This window comes from Streptococcus sanguinis, assembly GCA_013378335.1.
GTDB lineage: Bacteria > Bacillota > Bacilli > Lactobacillales > Streptococcaceae > Streptococcus > Streptococcus sanguinis_I.
Genome location: CP040556.1, coordinates 257,386 through 278,560, shown reverse-complemented (window position 1 = coordinate 278,560; position 21,175 = coordinate 257,386). Strand labels below are relative to the sequence as shown.

Genomic DNA, 21,175 nt, shown 5'->3' with positions numbered 1-21,175 from the left:
CTGCTGCGCTTATTCTACAGTGACAGACTTAGCCAGATTACGCGGTTTGTCAACATCCAGACCACGGTGCAAGGTTGCAAAGTAAGCAATGAGCTGTGTTGGTACCACCATAGAGATTGGTGACAAGTATGGATGAACCTGATTGAGTACTATATCATCGTCTTCTTTGGCTACATTCTCCTCAGCAATGGTCAGCACCTTGGCACCCCGAGCTACGACTTCTGAAATATTGCCCCGAGTATGGCTAGCTAAGACTTCGTCTGAAAGCAGGGCCAAAACTGGTGTTCCGTCTTCAATCAGAGAGATCGTACCGTGTTTGAGCTCACCAGCTGCAAAGCCTTCACACTGGATATAAGAAATTTCTTTGAGTTTTAAGCTAGCTTCCATCGCCACATAGTAGTCTTGACCACGGCCGATATAGAAAGCATTGCGGGTTGTTTCCAGAAGGCTACGGACCTTATTGTCAATCAACTCTTTTTCTGACAAAGTGGACTCAATAGACTGCGCAACTAAGGACAGCTCGTGAACCAAGTCAAAGGCTGCCGCTTTCTCAGAATTATTGGCATCACCAACAGCTTTAGCCAAGAAAGCCAAGGTTGCAATTTGAGCTGTATAGGCCTTAGTAGAAGCAACCGCAATCTCAGGACCTGCATGCAGCAGCATGGTATGATTGGCTTCCCGAGAAAGCGTAGAACCTGGAACATTGGTCACGGTCAAACTTGGAATACCCATCTGATTCGCCTTGACTAAGACCTGACGGCTGTCAGCTGTTTCACCAGATTGGCTGATAAAGATAAAGAGAGGCTTCTTGCTAAGGAGCGGCATAGCATAGCCCCACTCAGAGGCAATACCCAGCTCAACAGGTGTATCCGTTAGCTCTTCCAGCATACGCTTAGAAGCATAGCCAGCATGGTAAGAAGTTCCAGCTGCAAGGATATAGAGACGGTCAGCTTCCTGAACAGCTTTAACAATATCCGCATCAACTGATACTTGCCCCTTATCATCTGTATAAGCGCTGATTAGCTTACGCATCACAGTTGGCTGCTCATCAATTTCTTTGAGCATATAGTATGGATAAGTCCCCTTACCGATATCGGACAGATCTAGCTCAGCAGTATAGCTTTCACGCTCCAGAGTATGCCCGTCATAATCCTGCACTTCCACACTGTCTTTACGGACAATAACCAGCTCTTGATCATGAATTTCCATAAACTGACTTGTCTCACGAATCATGGCCATAGCATCTGAGCAGACCATATTGTAGCCCTCACCCAGTCCGACTAAAAGCGGAGATTTATTCTTAGCAACATAGATAACATCTGCATCTTCTGAATCCACCAAAGCAAAGGCATAAGAACCACGTATAATGTGAAGAGCTTTTTTAAATGCTTCTAAAACAGACAAGCCTTCTTCTTCAGCAAATTTGCCAATCAGATGCACAGCAATCTCTGTATCTGTCTGCCCCTTGAAGTCATGATCAGCTAGATAAGTATTCTTAATATCAAGGTAGTTCTCAATCACACCGTTGTGAACCAAGACAAAACGACCGGTCTGTGAAGTATGAGGATGGGCATTATTTTCACTTGGTTTTCCATGAGTAGCCCAACGAGTATGTCCGATACCAGTAGTCCCAGCAACATCAATGCCAATTTTAGCATGTAGGTCAGCGATACGACCGACTGACTTGATCAGACTAGAAGTTTTCCCTGTTGTTACAAAAATTCCAGCTGAGTCATAACCTCGGTATTCCAGCTTTTCCAAGCCCTGCATCAAAATATCTGTTGCGTTGCGATTTCCGACAACTCCGACAATTCCACACATAACGTTACTTCTGATTTCTAGTCTTAGAAACCAGCCCTTCTTATTAAAAATTGGTATAGTCTTCTTGGAGTCCAAAAACTCCAACAAAGCTAGTATACACACAGTTTTTCACTTTGTCAAGCATGAAATTGGTATAGTCTTCTTTAAGGGAAGTATGCTTGGATTCTCTCTTCACTAAACAGCCCCTTGAAGCATTTAGAAAATGGACAGATCTAGTAAAAATGACTTTCTATATGACTAAAAATTGGGAAATAGAAGTACGACATACCACAGCCCTGTCTTTGATGATTCTCACAAAGCAAGGTACAGAAAAAGAGACTCAAATGAGCCTCTTTCTTTTACTATTGAATTATTTAGCGATTTTCGCGAAGTATTCAAGAGTACGTACAAGTTGTGCAGTGTAAGACATTTCGTTGTCGTACCATGAAACAACTTTAACCAATTGTTTGCCGTCAACGTCAAGAACTTTAGTTTGAGTTGCGTCAAACAATGATCCGTAAGACATGCCTACAACGTCTGAAGAAACGATTGGATCTTCAGTGTAACCGTATGATTCGTTAGCTGCTGCTTTCATAGCTGCATTTACTTCATCAACAGTAACGTTCTTTTCAAGAACAACTACCAATTCAGTAACTGATCCAGTTGGAGTAGGAACGCGTTGTGCAGCTCCGTCCAATTTACCGTTCAATTCTGGGATAACCAAACCGATTGCTTTAGCAGCACCAGTTGAGTTAGGAACGATGTTTGCAGCACCAGCGCGTGCACGACGAAGGTCACCTTTACGGTGTGGACCGTCAAGGATCATTTGGTCACCAGTGTAAGCGTGGATAGTAGTCATCAATCCTTCAACAACACCGAAGTTATCTTGAAGAGCTTTAGCCATTGGAGCCAAGCAGTTTGTAGTACATGAAGCACCTGAGATAACTGTTTCAGTACCATCAAGAATATCGTGGTTAGTGTTAAATACGACTGTTTTAACATCTGATCCACCAGGAGCAGTGATAACAACTTTCTTAGCACCACCAGCATGCAAGTGTTTTTCAGCAGCTGCTTTAGTAGCAAAGAAACCAGTTGCTTCAAGAACGATTTCTACACCGTCAGTAGCCCAGTCAATTTGTTCTGGGTCACGTTCAGCAGAAACTTTAACGAATTTACCGTTAACTTCGAATCCACCTTCTTTAACTTCAACAGTACCATCGAAACGACCTTGAGTTGTGTCATATTTCAACAGATGTGCAAGCATTACTGGATCTGTAAGGTCGTTGATGCGAGTAACTTCAACACCTTCTACGTTTTGGATACGACGGAAAGCAAGACGACCGATACGACCGAAACCGTTAATACCAACTTTAACTACCATTCGTGATTTCCTCCTTATGAAAATCAAAAAATTTTTATGTGAAAAGAGTAACTTGAGTTGCTACAAATCACCTTTCAACATTTCTATTATATACTTAATTGAGGTAAAATGCAACTGATTTCATTGTTATTAACAAGTATTATGAATTATTTCACTAACTTTCATTTCGACTTTCATTGATTTGAAAAAGCAAAGCAGTATCTTTTGAAAATATAGAAATACAACTTACAAAATCAATCATTTCCCCTTTTTATTAAGGGGTCAGTTCTCCAAAAATAGAAAAAGCACCCGCAAACGCGAGTGCCTAGGTTCAGCTCAAAGCTTAGGCTTCACCTTTATTTTTCTTAATGATTTCTTCTTGTACTGACTTAGGTACATCTTCGTAGTGGTCAAATACCATCATGAAAGTACCGCGTCCTTGTGATGCTGAACGAAGAACTGTCGCATAACCGAACATTTCAGCAAGTGGAACATAAGCACGAACGATTTGGCTGTTACCATGCGCTTCCATACCATCAACACGTCCACGACGAGCTGTTACGTGACCCATAACGTCACCAAGGTTTTCTTCAGGAACAGTGATTGTTACCAACATCATTGGCTCAAGGATAGCAGGCTGAGCAGTCTTAGCAGCTTCTTTCAATGCAAGTGAAGCCGCAACCTTGAAGGCTGTTTCAGATGAGTCAACATCGTGGTATGAACCATCGTAAAGTTTAGCTTTCACGTCAACGATTGGGTAACCAGCAAGGACACCGTTAGCCATTGACTCAACCAAACCTTTTTCTACTGCAGGGATGAATTCACGTGGAACCACACCACCGACGATAGCATTTTCAAACTCGAAGCCTTTTCCTTCTTCGTTTGGTGTAAACTCGATCCAAACGTCACCGAATTGACCTTTACCACCAGATTGGCGTTTGAAGAATCCACGAGCTTGAGTAGAAGCACGGAAAGTTTCACGGTAAGATACTTGAGGCGCACCTACGTTTGCTTCAACCTTGAACTCACGACGCATACGGTCAACAAGGACATCCAAGTGAAGCTCACCCATACCAGAGATAACTGTTTCACCAGTTTCAACGTTAGTTTCAACGCGGAAAGTTGGATCTTCTTCAGCCAGTTTTTGCAGGGCAACACCCATCTTGTCTTGGTCAGCCTTAGACTTAGGCTCAACCATCAATTGGATAACTGGTTCTGGAACGTTGATAGACTCAAGGATGATTTTAGCTTTTTCATCAGTCAGTGAGTCACCAGTAGTTGTATCTTTCAAACCTACAGCAGCAGCGATATCACCCGCATAAACAGTTTCAATTTCGTTACGGCTGTTAGCGTGCATTTGCAGGATACGTCCGATACGCTCACGTTTACCTTTAGAAGTGTTCAATACGTATGAACCGCTGTTCAGAACACCTGAGTAGACACGGAAGAAAGTCAAACGACCTACGAATGGGTCAGTCATAATCTTGAAGGCAAGAGCTGCAAATGGCTCTTCATCAGATGCTGGACGAGTTTCTTCTTCTTCAGTGTCTGGGTTGATACCTTTGATTGCTGGAATATCAAGCGGGCTTGGCAAGTAGTCAATAACTGCATCAAGCATCAACTGAACACCCTTGTTCTTGAAAGCAGAACCACACAATACTGGGAAGAATTCAACGTTGATAGTTGCACGGCGGATACCAGCCTTCAATTCGTCAGTTGTGATTTCTTCACCTTCAAGGTATTTCATCATCAATTCTTCATCAGTTTCAGCAACTGCTTCCACCAATTTTTCACGGTATTCTTGCGCTTGCTCAAGGTATTCAGCTGGGATATCTTCTTCCAAAATATCTGTACCAAGGTCGTTAGTATAGATTTCAGCCTTCATCTTGATCAAGTCGATAATTCCGCGGAAGTCATCTTCTGAACCAATTGGCAATTGGATTGGATGAGCGTTTGCTTGAAGACGATCATGCAAAGTGCTTACTGAGTAAAGGAAGTCTGCACCAATCTTGTCCATCTTGTTAGCAAATACGATACGAGGAACTCCGTACTCAGTTGCTTGGCGCCAAACGGTTTCAGTTTGAGGCTCAACACCTGATTGTGAGTCAAGAACGGTAACCGCACCATCCAAGACACGAAGAGAACGTTGTACTTCGATTGTGAAGTCCACGTGTCCTGGTGTGTCGATGATGTTTACGCGGTGGTTGTTCCATTGAGCAGTTGTCGCAGCAGATGTGATAGTGATACCACGCTCTTGCTCTTGCTCCATCCAGTCCATTTGTGACGCACCTTCGTGAGTTTCACCGATTTTGTGGATTTTACCAGTGTAGTAAAGAATACGCTCAGTTGTTGTTGTTTTACCAGCATCGACGTGGGCCATGATACCGATATTACGAGTTTTTTCAAGTGAAAATTCGCGAGCCATTTGGTTATTTCTCCTATTAATTTATTTTACAGTTTATTATAACATTATTTAGCAAAAACGGATAGGCAGGACCTACCCGTTCTCAATGCTTATCTTGTTTTTGTTGGTCTCAACTTGTCAGATGATCAGTTGAATGATAGTTAAGAGCTGACCGAGCTCAATTGAACTCGGGCTAAAAGTCTGGAGAAAAAGATGAATCTCATTGGTTGCAATCGCAACCTGCTTCGATTCCCTATTTTCTCTGGGACTCTCTTAACGCTTTCGCATCCTATACTACCAACGGAAGTGTGCGAAGGCACGGTTAGCTTCTGCCATACGGTGAGTGTCTTCACGTTTCTTAACAGCTGCACCAGTGTTGTTAGATGCATCCAAGATTTCTTTTGCAAGGCGGTCAACCATTGTGTGCTCACCACGTTGACGAGCAATAGTTACCAACCAGCGAAGTCCAAGTGTTGTACGGCGTTCTGGACGAACTTCAACCGGAACTTGGTAGTTTGAACCACCGACACGGCGAGCACGAACTTCAAGTACAGGCATGATGTTTTCCATAGCTGTTTCAAATACTTCCAGCGCATCGTTTCCAGTTGCTTCTTTGATTTGGTCAAAAGCTCCGTAAACGATAGAAGCCGCTGTACCACGCTTACCATCAAGCATAACGCGGTTGATAAGACGAGTAACTAATTTTGAATTGTAAAGCGGATCTGGCAATACTTCGCGCTTAGGCGCTTGGTTTTTACGACTCATTTATCTTTCTCCCCTTTCCTTATGCTTTTGGTTTTTTAGTACCGTATTTAGAACGGCCTTGTTTACGATCAGTAACACCTGCTGTATCAAGTGCACCGCGGACGATATGATAACGTACCCCTGGAAGGTCTTTTACACGTCCACCACGAAGAAGCACCACACTGTGCTCTTGCAGGTTGTGTCCGATACCTGGGATGTAAGCTGTAACTTCAATCAGGTTGCTCAGACGTACACGGGCAAACTTACGAAGGGCAGAGTTCGGTTTCTTAGGTGTCATAGTTCCGACACGGGTTGCAACTCCACGTTTTTGTGGTGAAGATACGTTTGTTTGAACTTTTTTATGGCTGTTGTAACCAATGTTCAAAGCTGGTGATTTAGATTTTTCTACTTTTGATTTACGCGGTTTGCGAACCAATTGGTTAATTGTAGGCATCTACATTCTCCTGTATTTTTTTAATTTTGGTGATGATACACTTGGTGACAGCTACCATCTGCGTGTACTTTTGCAACATTTGTCAGCACGTCTCTGTACACTTTTGAGAGACCAAAAGTAAAAAGTACCGTCTATCATTATAGCACGACGATACTTTTGTGTCAATACATTTTTTCTATTTTAAGCTTATCTCTGCCTCTGAGATTAGCACTAGGTTACTGCTGCGGCTGAGCCACTGCTTCTTCTGATGCAGCAGCTGGATTTTCATAAACACCAGCCTGAGCCCCTTCTGGGTCAATCAGGACAGCTATTGCCTGAATACGGCTTTGGAATCTAGCCTTCGTTGCTGCATCCTTGACTTTCTCTGCTGCAGTCTTAGCTAGCTGCAAATCTTCCAATGTTTGCATGGTTTCAAGCTGCTTAACCGCTTCTTCTGCAGCCTGAACTGCTTGCTCCTCTTCCTGAATTTCTTTTTCCTGTGCTTCTTTTTGAGCAGAAGATAGCTGTAAGGAAGAGCTGCTTGATGCGATGCTGGCAGCAGAACTAACTGAATTCTTATTGGAATTAGACTGTCCCTGCACCAAAATCATGCCTGTAATCAGAATCCCAAATAAAATCGACAATACTCCTAAACGAATCCACAGCGGACTGTGGTCAAACTTTTCTAAAACTGTTTTCATCTATAATCTCCGCCCTTTTCCCTAATCAAATATATTTCCAATTTCCACATCAATGGTATTCGCCTTGACATCAATATTGGTTACTTTCAAGAGCGATTTATAGTCCAGATAATCCCGGTTGGCCTGAGCGTTGTCCGCAAAGACCGCTACACCTGCCAGCTCAGAGTCGAACTCAGATAAGAGACTAATCATCCCTGTAATGGTCCCCCCGCCTTTGAGGAAGTCATCTACAATCAAGACGCGACTGCCAGCCTTGAGACTGCGCTTGGACAAGAACATCTTTTCAATACGATCTCCGCTGGAGCCCGATACGTAGTTGACACTGACCGTTGATCCTTCTGTAATCTTTAAATCCCGACGAACGATGACAAAAGGCACATTGAGAACATTGGCTACGGCATTGGCCAAAGGAACTCCCTTAGTCGCAACCGTCATGACAGCATCAATCTGTTGATCCTTAAAACTTTTGGCAATGATCCGTCCGATATTCTTCAAAATGGATGGAGTACTGAGCAGATCAGATAGGTAAATGTAGCCCCCCGGAAGAATCCGATTGCTTTCAGACAGCTGATTACAAAGACCTTGCACAATAGTCTTAGCTTCTGCATCTGAGATGGACGGGCTGAAAATGACTCCTCCACCGGCACCAGTAATCGTTTCAATGGTCCCAATTTCAATCTCTTCAAAGGCTCGCTTAATAATGACAATATCTTCTGAAATAGAAGATTTGGCAGATTCATATTTTTCTGCAAATGTATTTAAGCTCGTTAATTCATAAGGATGGTTAATCAAATAATTGGAGATAACCACCATACGCTCACTTCTTCTTAATTTCATTTTTTCACCAATTAAAGTTATTTTATTCATTATACCATAACAGAAACAAAAAAACGAACATTCTTTTCCAAGTAATGTCCATTTTTCGTATTTTACTGTTCAAGTTTTGGTTTGTAGAAAGAACGGCCTTCAAGAGCGAATATTTTATTGCTCATTTCACCCGGATCTACAAGTCCTAAGGCAGCAGTCATCATCATCATCTCCGCATCCAGATTATCAATCATATGCAGAATTTCTGCCTCCATAATCTTAGGCCGGACAGGACTGCCATATTCCAAGAGACCGTGGTGGCTGAGAAGCACATGTCGCAGGACAATAACCTCTTCCTTACTATCGTCAATTTTCAGCTCCATCAAGGTCTTGGTCAATTCTTCATCAATCAAAGCGATGTGCCCAATCAGATTGCCTCGCACAGTGTACTCTGTATTTTCCGGACCGCTAAGCTCAATAACCTTGGCCAAATCATGAAGCATGATCCCTGCGAACAACAAGCTTTTATTAAGCTGAGGATAAATGTCTCCGATAGCATCTGCCAGCTTGACCATAGTAGCTGTATGAAAGGCTAGACCAGACTCAAAAGCATGGTGATTGGTCTTAGCTGCTGGATAAGAATAGAACTCCTTGTCGTACTTGCTATAAAGCGAGCGGACCACGCGCTGCCAGACAGAATTTTCAATCTTGAAAATCATCTGAGATAAATAGTCTCGGATTTCTTTCTGGTCTACTGGTGGTTTTTCCTTGAAATCTGCTGGATCATTGGGCTCTCCAGCCTTAGGAAGGCGCAGGGTTAATTGATTTACCTGGGGCGTGTTATTGTAGACTTCCCGTCGGCCTTGCATGTGTACGACCTTACCAGCAGTGAATTCTTCAACATTATGTGGCTGAGCATCCCAAAGTTTACCCTCGATCACTCCTGTATCGTCTTGGAAAGTGAAGGCCAGATAATTTTTCCCAGCCCTTGTCTGACGGACTTCTGCTGACTTGATCAGATAGAAACCTTCAAACAGCTCATCTTTTTTCATTTGATTAATCTTCATTGTTTTCCCTTTCTTCTGAAAAATCAAGTAAGTTCAAATCGAGGTCTTGGTCAGACAGCTCAATATGGCGTAAGGTTCTTTCGATAGCTCCTGTCCTACGGGTCAAGAGTTCATCAATATTGCCCGAAGCATGCTGCAAATGTTTCTGTGCCTTGGTCAGAATGCCACCGAACTTGTTAAACTCGGATTTGACTGAACCCAGAACCTTGCTGATGTCGTCCGCACTTTTTTGGATATTGAGCGTTTTAAAGCCGACAGACAGTGAATTAAGCAAGGCAGATAGGGTTGATGGCCCCGCTACCACAATCTGCTCCTCCCGCCGCAAACTGTCAAAAAAGGCTGGGTTGCGGACAACTTCCGAATAGAGACCTTCCGTTGGCAGAAACATAATTCCAAAATTGGTCGTAGCTGGTGGTGCCAGATATTTACTCTTAATATCCTTGGCAAAGCGTTTAACACTTGCTAAGAGAGACTTGCGGTAGAGCTCAATCTCTTCCTTGCTGCCAGACTCATAAGCATCTTCCAAACGGTAGTAATCAGCCAGAGGAAACTTAGAATCAATAGGCAGGTAGACATATTCATGCTCTGTCTGTCCTGGCAGTTTAATGGCATATTCGACACGCTCACTGGAACCAGCCACCGTTACAAATTCTCGCTCATACTGGCTGGCCGTCATGATGTCCTCGATAATCTGCCCAAGCTGCAGCTCGCCTAGAATTCCTCGGGTCTTGGTGTTGGAAAGAACCTTGTTCAGTGTACCGACATCTCGGGCAACACTCTGCATTTCTCCCAGGCCACGATTGACAGACTCCAACTGCTTAGAAACGGTTTCAAAAGAAGTCTGAAGACGAGTCTGAAGTGTTTTTTCCAATTTTTCTTCAACAGTCTGCCGCATCTGCTCTAGACGGGTTTCGTTTGACTCTTGAATCTGCCGCATACGCTCATCAGTTTTATCCCGATTCTTGGTCAGGTTGTCACTGATTTCCATGCGCAGCTCTGTCAAGTTGCGGTGCAAGTCTGTCCTGACCTCGCTCAAACGGTCTCCCAGAGCTAATTCCAGCTCTTTCTGAGCCATTTGCTTTTTCTGACTTTCCTGCTCCAAGCGATAGTCCAACTGATCCGATAGATGATCTGCCTGATTTTCCAAGACTTGCTTTAGCGTATCGGTCTGCTGGCTGAGCTTTTGCCATAGGAGAAAGGTCAGCACTAGGTTTCCCAAAATAATGAGGATAATTATAAACTCCATATCAGCTCCTGTCTTTGCTGTAAATGACGACTGTATAGCCGCTATCAAAGTCCAAATAAATGGGCTTATCTATAAATTCGTTAGAAGCATACACTTTTTTGAAAAAAAAGTTATCTTTATTGAGCGGATATTTGGCGCCCTCAATCGTTAAGGCAACATCATCCGATGGCAGAAAGGCCAGATAGCGCATGCCAGCTACTGGTTTGATTTCATGGCGCCCCTTGGGAACATAGGTCAGCAGATTCTGTTCGTCTTCCAGAAAAATCTTCTCCATATATGGTGCAATTTTTTCATTACTGGGCAGGAAGACATTGGCCAAGGCATGATCCAGACGGCCGCCAAAGGCTCCGAAAATGGTCAAACGGGCATCTGGATACCGTTCAAAACAAGCCAGAACAGCTAACTCCAGGTCTGTATCATCCTTTTCAGGATGGGCCTGAACGACTTCCTTGACACTATCTTTTATGCGCAGTAATTCTTCCTCGGTAACAGAGTCAAAATCCCCGACAGCCAAGTCAGGACAAACTCCCTGCCCAAGCAGAAAGAGGCTCCCACGGTCTACTCCAACCAAAACATCAAAATCTAAGCTAAAATGCTCCAAGTTTCCGCCAGCAAACAGCGCAACCTTAGTCATGTAGGGCATCCCGTAAGGTTTGGACTTGATGGTTGACATCACCTTTGAAGACATAGCTGCCAGCTACGAAGACATTGGCACCAGCTTCTTTAGCAATCCCAATAGTCTTATCGTCAATACCGCCATCCACCTCAATATCAAAATTCAGCTGATTGACTTCGCGCAGAACGACCAGTTCACGAATCTTATCCATAGTTTCTGGCAGAAAGGCCTGACCGCCAAAGCCTGGATTAACTGTCATCACAAGGACTTGGTCAACCAAATTCAAAACATTTTTGACTGCTTCGACTGGTGTTCCCGGATTAATCACAACACTAGGCTTAACTCCTACTGCCCGAATCTTCTGCAACGCTCCGTGAATATGTGGCGTCGCTTCAGCATGAATGCTGATAATATCTGCACCGGCACGAGCGAATTCTTCGATATGGTGCTCAGGATTGGAAACCATCAGATGGCAGTCAAAGACTAGCTTGCTGTGAGGACGCATACTGGCAACAACCCCAGCCCCAAAGCTGATATTTGGTACAAAATGACCATCCATAATATCGATATGGGCATACTCTGCACCTGTCGCTTCTAACTTCTTCAATTCTGCTTCAAAATTAGCATAGTCCGCACTTAAGACTGAAGGGGCAATTTTGAATGATGTCATAGCTTTTCTCCTTATTTAGAATTTTTTTTGGCAACTTTTTTATAGGTTTCCCGACGATTCTCAATCTCGCTGAGAAATTGCAGATAATTATCAAAGCGGAATGAAGCTATCTGGCCGGACTCAACTGCTGGCTTGACAGCACAAGCCGGCTCGTGAGTATGGGTACAAGTACGAAATTTACAGAATTGGCTGAACTCAGCAATCTCAGGAAAAGCATGATTGAGATCTTCAGCTGTACTCACCTCGTAATCCAAAGACGAAAACCCTGGTGTATCGGCAATCTTTCCACCATTTAGATTGTAAAAGCTGACGGCCCGTGTCGTATGACGGCCGCGGCCCAAACTTTCGGAAATCTCTCCTGTTTCCAGCTGCAGGTCTGGAGCGATTTTATTGAGCAGAGTGGACTTTCCAACCCCAGTCTGTCCCATGAAAACAGTGATTTTCCCTGTCAGCAGCGGCAGCAACTCCTCAGTAGCCTTAAGGACCTCATAACCGATGGCCTGATAGGTCTGCACATAGACATCCAAGCCCTGCTCATCCTCAAGCAGGTCTAACTTACTGATGTAGATGATAGGATGGATCTGCTTATGCTCTAAAAGCACCAGAAAGCGATCCAACAGATTGGCATTGAAATCTGGCTCTTTCGCGCTCATGATTACAACTGCCTGGTCAATATTGACAATCGGCGGCCGCACAAGACTGTTCTTTCGCTCTGCTATTTTTAAAATATAGCCTTCCGAATCTTTTTCTGCTGAAAATTCGACTTCATCACCGACATAAGGTGTCTGCCCTTTTTTGCGAAAATTACCCCGCGCTCTGGTTTGATAAACCTGTTCGTCCGACTCTACATAATAGAAACCAGCCAGAGCCTTTATGATTTTTCCTTGCAAGATTGCTCCTTAAAAGTTAATACACTCATTATAACAAAAAATGCGAGATTTAGCTTGCTTGTTTTGCATAGAAGGCATTTCTTAAGATTAGGTTCATTTTTCATAGAAAACAACTACTTTAAAATATTTGGAATAAAACTGGCATGATAAAAGCGAACAAGCTCAAAAGAACCTGTTCGCTTTTTTATATCGAATGAGATGCTCACTGCGATTTTTAGTAAGCTACAAAACTGATTAGCTGCGTTTCGCCTTAGCCATCAGCATTCCTCCTGCGAGAAGAGCTGCTAGGAAGCCAAGAATAGTAACAAGGAGATTTTCTTCCTGACCAGTACGAGGAAGAGCTTTTCCTTCTGCTTTCAGAGCCTGACCGCCTCGCTTATTAGGTGAAACCTCTCCTTCAACTGCCACTTTCTTAGCAGGGATGCGACTGAAGGTCAGCTGAGTTCCGTTGATGTCAAGCTTATAATCACCTACTGAATCAGCCGCAACGCTATAGACAATTTCCTTGCCATCCTTGTACTTAGGAAGGTCGCTAAAGTTATACTGCCAACCATTTTCTTCTGACACAACCAGTTCTTTGATTGGTTTGCCATCTGCCAAGAGGCGAACAGTAATCTTAGAAGGTCGAACTTTATCTTGATTTTCAGCATCTGACCATACAGCAGTTCCCTTAACAGCAATCTGTGTTGGTTTATAGCTATTAGTCAAAGTGAAGCTGCCATCTGTTGCTTGTTCTTGGCTGCTGCTATACCCCTCAACTGTCACTTCTTCAAGGACTGTATAGTTGATTTTCTTGCCCTTCTTATTCTTAGGCAAATCTTTGGACTCAAACTTCCAATCAGTAGCAGCTGTCACATCCAGCTCATCTACCACCTTATCTCCGTCCAAAATCTTGACCTTGATAGATGCTGGGCGCTTGCCATCTTGATTATTAGCATCATCCCAAACCTTTTGACCAGAGACTTTAACGGTTTCTGGAGTGTAGGAGTTGGTAATGGTGAACTTATCAATCTTCGTTTCATACTGAGCAACGGCATCTTCAGTAAGTGTATAGGCAATCTCTTGACCATTTCTATATTTAGGCAGGTCTTTAGATTCAAACTTCCATCCATTAGCAGCTGTTACTTCCAGTCTATCAACAACTGTGCTTCCATCCATTACCTTAACTGTAATAGATGCAGGGCGTTTACCATCTTGGTCATCTGCATCATTCCAAACTTTCTGACCAGAAACTTTAACCTGCTCTGGAGTATGAGAGTTGGTAATCGTCTGACCTTCTACTTTCGGACTGTAACCTTTTTCTTTCAAAGCGGCTACTGTTGCATTATCCTCTTTGACAGAGTAGGTGATCTCCTGTCCCTTGTCAAACTGAGGCAGATTGGTGAAGCTTGCTTTCCAAGTGTTAGCAGCTGTCTCATTATCAGCCGTCAAGGTTAATGTCTTACCTGCGACAGCAATTGGATCTTGACCATTTACTGAGCGATACAGCTGCACTGTGATAGAAACTGGACGCTTTCCGTCTTGGTTATCAGCATCTTCCCAAACCTTAGTCACAGCATATTCTGTACTTTGAGGAGTGTAAGAATTAGTAATGGTGAACTTATCAATCTTAGTTTGATAGTCCGCAACTGCTTCTTCAGTAACAGTATAGGCAATCTCTTGACCTGCTGCATACTTAGGAAGGGCTTTCGACTCAAACTTCCAATCGTTAGCAGCTGTTACTTCAAGCTCGTCCACCACAGTATCGCCATTTTTCACCTTAACCTTAACAAAAGCTGGACGCTTGCCATCTTGGTTATCAGCGTCATCCCAGACTTTTTGACCGGAAATCTTGATCATCTCTGGAGTGTAAGAGTTGGTAACTGTGAAATCTTTGATTTCTTTAGTGTATCCAGCTACATCATCTTCCTCAATATAGTAATCAATCTTCTGACCATTTTCATAGACTGGCAGATTTTCAAATTTGGTTTGCCATTGATCAGCAGCAGTCACTTCCTTGCTAGCTACTTCTGTCTTGACACCGCTGACTGTCTTCATCAGCTTAATGTTAATCTTAGTTGGACGTTTGCCGTCTTGATTGTCGCTGTCATTCCAAGTCTTGCTGGCAGTGATTTCTGTCTTTTCTGGTGTATAAGAGTTGGTGATATTGTAGCCGTTGAGACTGGTTGAATAACCTGGTACAGCTTCTTCCGTTACTGTATATGTAATTCGTTGGCCATCCTTGTAGACTGGCAAGCCAGTAAAGTTGTAAGACCAGCCTTCTGCCTCTCCGACTGTTTGCGTATTGACTTTTTGACCGTCAGCTAGCAGATTAACTGTGATAGAAGCTGGGCGCTTGCCATCCTGGTTATCGCCATCTTCCCAAGTCTTGCTTCCAGACACAGTCGTTGTCTCTGGAGTGTAAGAGTTGGTAATGTTGTAACCATCCACTTTGCTAGTGTAACCTGGTACAGCTTCCTCACTTACGGTATAAGTAATTTCTTGACCTGCCGCATATTTAGGCAGTGGATTTGATTCGTATTTCCAATCTTTATCCGCTGTTACTTGCTGTACATCAACGACATCTTGGCCTTTCATGATTTTGATTGTAACAGATTTTGGACGCTTGCCATCTTGGTTGTCTGCATCATCCCACTTCTTCTGACCGGAAATCTTGACCGTTTCTGGCTTGTAAGTGTTGGTGATGTTGTAGCCATCCACCTTGCTCGTGTAGCCTGAGACAGCTTCTTCTGCAACAGTATAAGCAATTTCTTGGCCAGCTGCATATTTAGGAAGAGGATTGGATTCATATTTCCAGCCGTTAGCAGCCATCGCTTCCTGAACATCGACAATATCTTGGCCTTTCATGATCTTGACTCTAACAGCATTTGGACGCTTGCCGTCTTGGTTTTCCGCATCATCCCACTTCTTCTGACCGGAAATCTTGATGGTTTCTGGTTTATAAGTGTTGGTCACCACAAAGCCGTCAGCAGCATTGCCAGTTACCTGTGATTGATAGTGAGGGACCGCGTCTTCTTCCAGAGAATAAACAACTTCTTGTCCTTTTTCATATTTGTTCAAGTCGGTGAACTCGGTTGCCCACTGGTCAGCTTCAGTCAGAGTTCGGTTCGCAACTTCTGATTTCTGACTACCGACTTCTTTATAAAGTTTTACAACAACATTGGCAGGACGTTTGCCGTCTTGATTTTCAGCGTCATCCCATTTCTTGCTGGCTTTGATAGCGATTTTCTCTGGCGTACGACTATTGGTAACAGTGAGATTTTCCTGATCTACTTCTGGAGCATCGTAACCATCAAGCTGATCTTCACCGATTGTATAGGTGATTTTTTGACCATTTGCATCAAAGATTGGAAAATCAGTTGTCTGAGCTGTCCACTCCGCATCTGTACTGCCACCAGTTACGGTCACTGTCTTATCAGCTAACTTTTGACCGTTAGCGTAGACATCTACAGCAATAGAAGCTGGACGTTTGCCATCCTGATTGTTTTCATCTTTCCAAATTTTCTTGACTGTCAGCTTTTTGCTGGCATTTGGATCCACTGTATTCTTGACTGTCTTAACCGCTCCATCAGCCTTGATAGTCACCTTCATCGGATTGCTGTCCAGTACATAGCCTTCCGGAGCTGTTACTTCTTCTACTGTGAATTGACCTTTCTTGATTTCTTCACTTGAGAAAGGCTGTGTAGAAACCCGACCGTTAGCATCTGTCGGCGGCAAAGTAATCTCTTCACCGCTAGGAGTTGTCACCTTAAAGACAGCACCTTCCAGCATTTTGCCAGTCTTAGAATCTTGCTTGTAGAGAACCAGACTGTTACTGATATCAGCTGTAATGACACCGCCTTCTGTAATCCGGCTACTACGTTCTATTGTAGAACTCGTCTGACCAGGTCGATCATCTCTGAATGGCAATTTTTCATTATTAACTTCCATCTCAGCCGTATTCGACACCAAAGAACCATCAGCTGGTGAAGTTGTCATATAGTTCAACATAAAGGCATGGTTGTCTGGATTAAGAATGGTCAGAGTAAACTCTGTATAGGTCTCATTATAAGTAACCGTGTAATCTTGACCTTCTTTCAAGATAACAGAATTCGCAATACTTGATAAACTCTGTGTGTACTCCCCTTGGCGAAGGACAAATTGCTCCGGAACGAATTGCATAGGTGCACTGCTATCTGGAATGACATCCTTGATAACAATCGGAGAGTTATAGGTCTTTTGCTGAGTATTGATACGAACAGTCCAGTTATGTGAATAGTCACCGCTCTTGCCTAGAATAGCCGAATTATATGGCTTCTTAGCAATGACTCCTCCAATCTTAGCGTAGTTTTCACCAGCTGTTGAAAAACTGCTCTGTTTGCGCTCGTTAATGGTTACCTTATGGCTCATCGCCCCTTGAGTTTCCTCAGGATTGTAATTCCAATCCTGTTCAGCGCCTACTGTCGTCGCCTGAAAATCAAAGAAAAAACTTCCTCTTACTCCACTGGCAGTTGTCTTGGACTTGTAATCGGCCAAATTTTGAAGTGTTACCGTAATGACACCGCCCTTACCCGAACCATTCGACGTCATCTTAGCAGCTCCAAGCTGGACCTGCGTTTCATTATCCGTCAAGGTAAAGGTTGTGCCATTAGCAATGGTTGCACCGTTTGGTACTGTAAAGGTAAAGGTGTCCCCGTCCTTGAGCTTGCTATCGTAAGCAGATAAATCAAAAACTAACTCATAACGATAATTCCCCCCTTGAACCAAATTATAAGCACCATTAACCTTGGTTGCTTCGCGGCCATTAGAGTGGTCCCAGATTTTAATATCTGTAATTGCATTCTTCAAAACATCCGCTTGAGCCGTTGCTGTAAAGAGCTTCAAATCCAGCAAAAACAGAAAGGGCAGCATCAAAAATAGCAGCCATTTTTTCAGTTTCATAACATTCTCCTTTTTATTTCATTACCTAAATAAGCAATTAATTTTATTGTAACAAATACTTACTATAATGGCAATATTATAGAACTATTTTAGCAAAGAAAAAATAGAGACTTTTTCGTAGTATGAAAAAATTTCACATTCTCTATTGGCATTTTCACAAAAATGAGTTATAATAGAATCTCAAGCGGAGGTGGTGGAACGGCAGACACGCATGCTTCAGGCGCATGTGCCCGTACGGGTGTGAGGGTTCAAATCCCTTCCTCCGCATAAGAAAAAACGAGAGAGTCGAGTGGCTCTCTCATTTTTATTTTTATCCAATTTTGATACAAATTATTCCAAACTCTATCATAGACCTTCTTCTCTCAAAGCATCGCTCAAGCGAGCAAATTCCTCTAAACTAAGAGATTCTCCCCGAACACTTGGAGATAAATCCGCTCGTTCTAAAGCTGCTGTCAGTTTGCCTTTAGTAGCCTCAGACTTCCCAAAATAACTGGTCAGGTTATTCCAGAGAGTCTTCCGGCGATGGACAAAGCTGACTTTGGAGACCTTGAAAAAGAATTTCTCGTCCTGTACCGCAACTGCAGGCTGGTCTCTGCGCACCATCTTGAGAATAGCCGAATCCACATTTGGCGCTGGCACAAAGACTGTCCGCGGCACGATAAAGGCAACCTTGGCCGTCATGTAATACTGGACCGCAATCGACAAACTACCGTAGGCCTTGGTATTAGGCTGAGCCGAAATCCGATCCGCCACTTCTCTCTGCATCATCACGACAAACTCACTAAAAGGAATTCCGCTCTCAATCAAATGCATAAGAATCGGCGTTGTAATGTAGTAGGGCAGATTTGCCACTACCTTGATAGGCAGGTCTGGATTCTTAAACTCTGCTATGTACTGGGCCAAATCAACCTTGAGAATATCCTGATTAACCACTGTCACATTGTCAAAATCGCGCAGAGTATCCGCCAAAATCGGCACCAGCCGATCATCAATCTCAAAGGCCATGACCTCCGCGGCACTTTCCGCCAAAAATTCTGTCAAAGCCCCAATACCGGGCCCAATTTCAATGACATTGACCTTTTTGTCAATCTCAGCTGTGTCCACAATCTTCTGGAGGATGTTGGTGTCCGTCAGGAAATTCTGACCGAAAGATTTTTTAAAAGTGAAACCGTGACGCTCCAGAATGGCACGGGTCACACTATGATCTGCAATTCGCATTTTTTCTCTTTTCTAATTCGTTATTCATTATCTTTTAAGGAGGTCATTTGCCCTAGCAAGGTGTAAAGTTTTTTCTGCTCTTCTTCCTCGTAAGCAAATGCATTAGCCTTAACTTCTTTGCATTTCTCGTCATACAAAAAGCCCTCATAGCTATCTTCTGTAGATAGAGCTATATAGACTTTCGCCATTTTTTCAGGACTAATCGAAAATCTTGACTTAATTTTATATAGATTTTTCATAAAAGCGCTGAGGTGATCATAGCGGCGCATATCTACTTTGACATTGGTCACACGGATCGCCTGAACCTTGATACCTTTCCAATGTTTCCGCATATAAAGCGACAGCATCAACAAGGCCAGCTTATTCTGATAATAGGTCTTAGCAGGACTATAATGTTTTTGACCGGATAAATTTTCAAAATCAAGCTTCATGAAAGGATAAAGCACCAGCCCTTGGGAAGAAATATTAATAATCCGACCACTTTCTGACTTTTCCAACAAACCTTTCAATAAAGAAGAAAGTAAGTACGGAGCGCCCACATTGGTCGCAAATTGCTTTTCCAATCCGTCTTTGGTAAGAATCGGCTTTTTGACCGATAAATCAAAATCGGCTGCATTGTTAATTAAAACATCTAAAGTCTCTTCTTTTTGGATATACTGTTCTACCGCTTTCTTGACACTTTTCATATCAGATAAATCAACCAAGATATAATCTACATGCGGATTTCCTGTTTGTTGACAGATTTTTTCACAGGCTTGCTCAGCTGCTTCTTTTCGGCGGCAAAATAGAGTTACTGACCACCCCTTTTCAGCTAACTGTTTAGCAGCCTGGTAGCCAATACCACTATTGCCGCCCGTAATAATTACTTTTTTCATTTCTTACTCCGTTAGATTGAATACTTGCGCATGGCTTCTTCCACTTCCGCCAAGGTCACACCAAACAATTCCAAACGTTTGAGCAGTTGCTTGCCATTAGAATAGCCGATGCGGAGTTGCTCGCCCAGATACTCTCGACGCTGACGGCTGTCGCTTCCCATAAGCAGACCTAGTCGCACAAGGTCGCCTTTGGTGATGTCAAAATTATCCTCATCATCGAAATATCCGACCAGACCAGCCAATGCCTGCTGTAAATCCTCAAATGAAGCGTGCTCTACCCCAAGCGATTTTCCTTTGTTCTTAGACTTGGGAGCCGCCTCGTCACGGTGGAGAAAGGCATGCTGAGCAGTAGGCACAGCCTCCATAATCATTCGACGGATACGCTCACCGTTGTAGTCTGGATCGGTAAAGACAATAACCCCACGCAGCTGGTGCAGTTTCTCAATCCGCTCTAAGTCTTCTTCATTGATAGCAGAGCCTCTCGTCTCGTAAGTGTCAACTTGGTAAAATCGCTGCAGATTGGCTGTGTCATCCTTGCCCTCAACGACGATTACCTGGGGGATTTTTATCTTCTCAGTCAAGCCCAAACACCTTCTTTGCATTATCATAGGTCGCCTGCGCTACTTCTTCGACAGTCAGCCCACGAAGCTCAGCAATTTTCTCTACCACATAGCGGGTATAGGCTGTTTTGTTTTCTCGACCACGCTTGGGAACTGGCGCCAGATAAGGTGCATCAGTTTCGACGAGGATCTTGTCCAAGGGCAAGTTCTGTGCAGCTTCCTGAATATCCGTCGCTTTCTTAAAGGTCACAACTCCAGAAAAGGAAATCATCATCCCTAGCTCGATAAAGCGCTCTGCCATTTCCAAAGAGCCAGAATAAGAGTGCATAATACCGCCTCGAGGTCCAACTCCCTCACTCTTGATTATCTCATAAGTATCTTCCAAAGCATCACGTGTGTGAACGACAAAGGGCAGGTTTAGCTCTTTAGAGAGCTGGATTTGGCGGCGAAATACCCGCTCCTGAACGTCCTTTGGCGCTGTCATCCAGTGATAATCCAGACCAATCTCGCCCAGAGCCACCACCTTGGGGTGACGAAGCTTGTCCAGCAAATAGGCTTCCACCGCCTCATCATAAGTCCCCGCCTCAGTCGGATGCCAGCCGATCGTAGCATGAAGCTGATCATAGCTGTCTGCCAACTCCAGGGCGCGCTCAATAGTCGGTCGGTCAAAACCGACAATATTGTGTGCAACAACACTCATTTCTTTGGCTAATTGAAGCTCCTCTTCCTCTCGACCAGCAAATTCTTCCACATTTAAATGCGTGTGTGTATCAAAAATCTTCATGGTTTACTTCCTTGTATTTCCTGTCCTTTATTATACCAAAAATGACCTGAAAAATCAGAAGTCTCTTCAAAGCAGAAAAA

At 43.5% G+C, this 21,175-nt stretch carries 18 protein-coding genes, 1 tRNA gene and 1 pseudogene; 1 reads left to right on the top strand and 19 read right to left on the bottom strand.

The genetic code is table 11. From position 1 onward, the window contains the following. Positions 1-9: 9 nt before the first annotated feature. The 14 genes from glmS to FFV08_01480 all read right to left on the bottom strand — a co-directional run bounded on the left by glmS (position 10) and on the right by FFV08_01480 (position 17,658). The gene (gene glmS, locus FFV08_01545) at positions 10-1,821 is read right to left on the bottom strand and encodes a glutamine--fructose-6-phosphate transaminase (isomerizing) (GenBank protein ID QLB51477.1); all 1,812 of its coding nucleotides are present in this window, start codon (positions 1,819-1,821) and stop codon (positions 10-12) included. A 349-nt stretch (positions 1,822-2,170) separates the two neighbouring features. Continuing rightward, entirely contained in the window at positions 2,171-3,181 is a 1,011-nt protein-coding gene (gene gap, locus FFV08_01540) for a type I glyceraldehyde-3-phosphate dehydrogenase (protein ID QLB51476.1), read from the bottom strand. A gap of 322 nt (positions 3,182-3,503) precedes the next feature. Further along, positions 3,504-5,585, bottom strand: coding sequence for an elongation factor G (gene fusA, locus FFV08_01535; GenBank protein ID QLB51475.1), 2,082 nt, complete (start codon positions 5,583-5,585; stop codon positions 3,504-3,506). Positions 5,586-5,858: 273 nt separating this feature from the next. Then, complete coding sequence (rpsG, locus tag FFV08_01530; GenBank protein QLB51474.1) at positions 5,859-6,329, bottom strand: 30S ribosomal protein S7; 471 nt, start codon at positions 6,327-6,329, stop codon at positions 5,859-5,861. A gap of 19 nt (positions 6,330-6,348) precedes the next feature. Further along, on the bottom strand, positions 6,349-6,762 hold the full coding sequence (locus tag FFV08_01525; protein ID QLB51473.1) for a 30S ribosomal protein S12: 414 nt from the start codon (positions 6,760-6,762) through the stop codon (positions 6,349-6,351). After that, complete coding sequence (locus FFV08_01520; protein QLB51472.1) at positions 6,749-6,841, bottom strand: D-fructose-6-phosphate amidotransferase; 93 nt, start codon at positions 6,839-6,841, stop codon at positions 6,749-6,751. The genes FFV08_01525 and FFV08_01520 overlap by 14 nt, the downstream gene beginning before the upstream one ends. Before the next feature lie 136 nt (positions 6,842-6,977). Continuing rightward, complete coding sequence (locus FFV08_01515) at positions 6,978-7,442, bottom strand: hypothetical protein (protein QLB51471.1); 465 nt, start codon at positions 7,440-7,442, stop codon at positions 6,978-6,980. A 21-nt stretch (positions 7,443-7,463) separates the two neighbouring features. Then, positions 7,464-8,309 carry a pur operon repressor gene (gene purR, locus FFV08_01510; GenBank protein ID QLB51470.1) on the bottom strand — a complete coding sequence of 282 codons (846 nt, stop codon included), beginning with the start codon at positions 8,307-8,309 and terminating at the stop codon, positions 7,464-7,466. Between the two features lie 62 nt (positions 8,310-8,371). Continuing rightward, on the bottom strand, positions 8,372-9,316 hold the full coding sequence (locus FFV08_01505; GenBank protein QLB51469.1) for an HD domain-containing protein: 945 nt from the start codon (positions 9,314-9,316) through the stop codon (positions 8,372-8,374). Continuing rightward, entirely contained in the window at positions 9,306-10,562 is a 1,257-nt protein-coding gene (rmuC, locus tag FFV08_01500; protein QLB51468.1) for a DNA recombination protein RmuC, read from the bottom strand. Before rmuC ends, FFV08_01505 begins: the two co-directional genes overlap by 11 nt. Position 10,563: 1 nt before the next feature. Beyond that, a complete protein-coding gene (locus tag FFV08_01495) occupies positions 10,564-11,250 on the bottom strand; it encodes a thiamine diphosphokinase (GenBank protein ID QLB51467.1) in 687 nt (228 codons plus the stop codon). After that, a complete protein-coding gene (rpe, locus tag FFV08_01490) occupies positions 11,189-11,848 on the bottom strand; it encodes a ribulose-phosphate 3-epimerase (GenBank protein QLB51466.1) in 660 nt (219 codons plus the stop codon). Before rpe ends, FFV08_01495 begins: the two co-directional genes overlap by 62 nt. Positions 11,849-11,859: 11 nt before the next feature. Further along, a complete protein-coding gene (rsgA, locus tag FFV08_01485; protein QLB51465.1) occupies positions 11,860-12,738 on the bottom strand; it encodes a ribosome small subunit-dependent GTPase A in 879 nt (292 codons plus the stop codon). Between the two features lie 234 nt (positions 12,739-12,972). Beyond that, the gene (locus FFV08_01480) at positions 12,973-17,658 is read right to left on the bottom strand and encodes a Cna B-type domain-containing protein (GenBank protein QLB51464.1); all 4,686 of its coding nucleotides are present in this window, start codon (positions 17,656-17,658) and stop codon (positions 12,973-12,975) included. A 184-nt stretch (positions 17,659-17,842) separates the two neighbouring features. On the opposite strand from FFV08_01480, the gene FFV08_01475 reads away from it, so the two are divergent. Further along, positions 17,843-17,925: transfer RNA gene (locus tag FFV08_01475), tRNA-Leu, on the top strand. Between the two features lie 78 nt (positions 17,926-18,003). Here FFV08_01475 and rsmA read toward each other — a convergent pair. The 5 genes and pseudogenes from rsmA to FFV08_01450 all read right to left on the bottom strand — a co-directional run bounded on the left by rsmA (position 18,004) and on the right by FFV08_01450 (position 21,175). Continuing rightward, the gene (gene rsmA, locus FFV08_01470) at positions 18,004-18,876 is read right to left on the bottom strand and encodes a 16S rRNA (adenine(1518)-N(6)/adenine(1519)-N(6))-dimethyltransferase RsmA (protein ID QLB51463.1); all 873 of its coding nucleotides are present in this window, start codon (positions 18,874-18,876) and stop codon (positions 18,004-18,006) included. Positions 18,877-18,896: 20 nt separating this feature from the next. Further along, positions 18,897-19,751: an SDR family NAD(P)-dependent oxidoreductase gene (locus FFV08_01465; protein ID QLB51462.1), complete on the bottom strand. Its 855-nt coding sequence runs from the start codon at positions 19,749-19,751 to the stop codon at positions 18,897-18,899. Positions 19,752-19,762: 11 nt separating this feature from the next. Beyond that, on the bottom strand, positions 19,763-20,359 hold the full coding sequence (rnmV, locus tag FFV08_01460) for a ribonuclease M5 (protein QLB51461.1): 597 nt from the start codon (positions 20,357-20,359) through the stop codon (positions 19,763-19,765). Beyond that, complete coding sequence (locus FFV08_01455) at positions 20,325-21,095, bottom strand: TatD family deoxyribonuclease (protein QLB51460.1); 771 nt, start codon at positions 21,093-21,095, stop codon at positions 20,325-20,327. Before FFV08_01455 ends, rnmV begins: the two co-directional genes overlap by 35 nt. Continuing rightward, positions 21,092-21,175: pseudogene (locus tag FFV08_01450) on the bottom strand (hypothetical protein). The gene FFV08_01455 and the pseudogene FFV08_01450 overlap by 4 nt, the downstream one beginning before the upstream one ends.

What these genes read in the sequence shown, in the direction of transcription:
- glmS (QLB51477.1), bottom strand. Translation starts at nt 1,821, where the DNA reads ATGTGTGGAATTGTCGGAGTTGTCGGAAATCGCAACGCAACAGATATT.
- gap (QLB51476.1), bottom strand. Translation starts at nt 3,181, where the DNA reads ATGGTAGTTAAAGTTGGTATTAACGGTTTCGGTCGTATCGGTCGTCTT.
- fusA (QLB51475.1), bottom strand. Translation starts at nt 5,585, where the DNA reads ATGGCTCGCGAATTTTCACTTGAAAAAACTCGTAATATCGGTATCATG.
- rpsG (QLB51474.1), bottom strand. Translation starts at nt 6,329, where the DNA reads ATGAGTCGTAAAAACCAAGCGCCTAAGCGCGAAGTATTGCCAGATCCG.
- FFV08_01525 (QLB51473.1), bottom strand. Translation starts at nt 6,762, where the DNA reads ATGCCTACAATTAACCAATTGGTTCGCAAACCGCGTAAATCAAAAGTA.
- FFV08_01520 (QLB51472.1), bottom strand. Translation starts at nt 6,841, where the DNA reads ATGTTGCAAAAGTACACGCAGATGGTAGCTGTCACCAAGTGTATCATC.
- FFV08_01515 (QLB51471.1), bottom strand. Translation starts at nt 7,442, where the DNA reads ATGAAAACAGTTTTAGAAAAGTTTGACCACAGTCCGCTGTGGATTCGT.
- purR (QLB51470.1), bottom strand. Translation starts at nt 8,309, where the DNA reads ATGAATAAAATAACTTTAATTGGTGAAAAAATGAAATTAAGAAGAAGT.
- FFV08_01505 (QLB51469.1), bottom strand. Translation starts at nt 9,316, where the DNA reads ATGAAGATTAATCAAATGAAAAAAGATGAGCTGTTTGAAGGTTTCTAT.
- rmuC (QLB51468.1), bottom strand. Translation starts at nt 10,562, where the DNA reads ATGGAGTTTATAATTATCCTCATTATTTTGGGAAACCTAGTGCTGACC.
- FFV08_01495 (QLB51467.1), bottom strand. Translation starts at nt 11,250, where the DNA reads ATGTCTTCAAAGGTGATGTCAACCATCAAGTCCAAACCTTACGGGATG.
- rpe (QLB51466.1), bottom strand. Translation starts at nt 11,848, where the DNA reads ATGACATCATTCAAAATTGCCCCTTCAGTCTTAAGTGCGGACTATGCT.
- FFV08_01480 (QLB51464.1), bottom strand. Translation starts at nt 17,658, where the DNA reads ATGAAACTGAAAAAATGGCTGCTATTTTTGATGCTGCCCTTTCTGTTT.
- rsmA (QLB51463.1), bottom strand. Translation starts at nt 18,876, where the DNA reads ATGCGAATTGCAGATCATAGTGTGACCCGTGCCATTCTGGAGCGTCAC.
- FFV08_01465 (QLB51462.1), bottom strand. Translation starts at nt 19,751, where the DNA reads ATGAAAAAAGTAATTATTACGGGCGGCAATAGTGGTATTGGCTACCAG.
- rnmV (QLB51461.1), bottom strand. Translation starts at nt 20,359, where the DNA reads ATGATAATGCAAAGAAGGTGTTTGGGCTTGACTGAGAAGATAAAAATC.
- FFV08_01455 (QLB51460.1), bottom strand. Translation starts at nt 21,095, where the DNA reads ATGAAGATTTTTGATACACACACGCATTTAAATGTGGAAGAATTTGCT.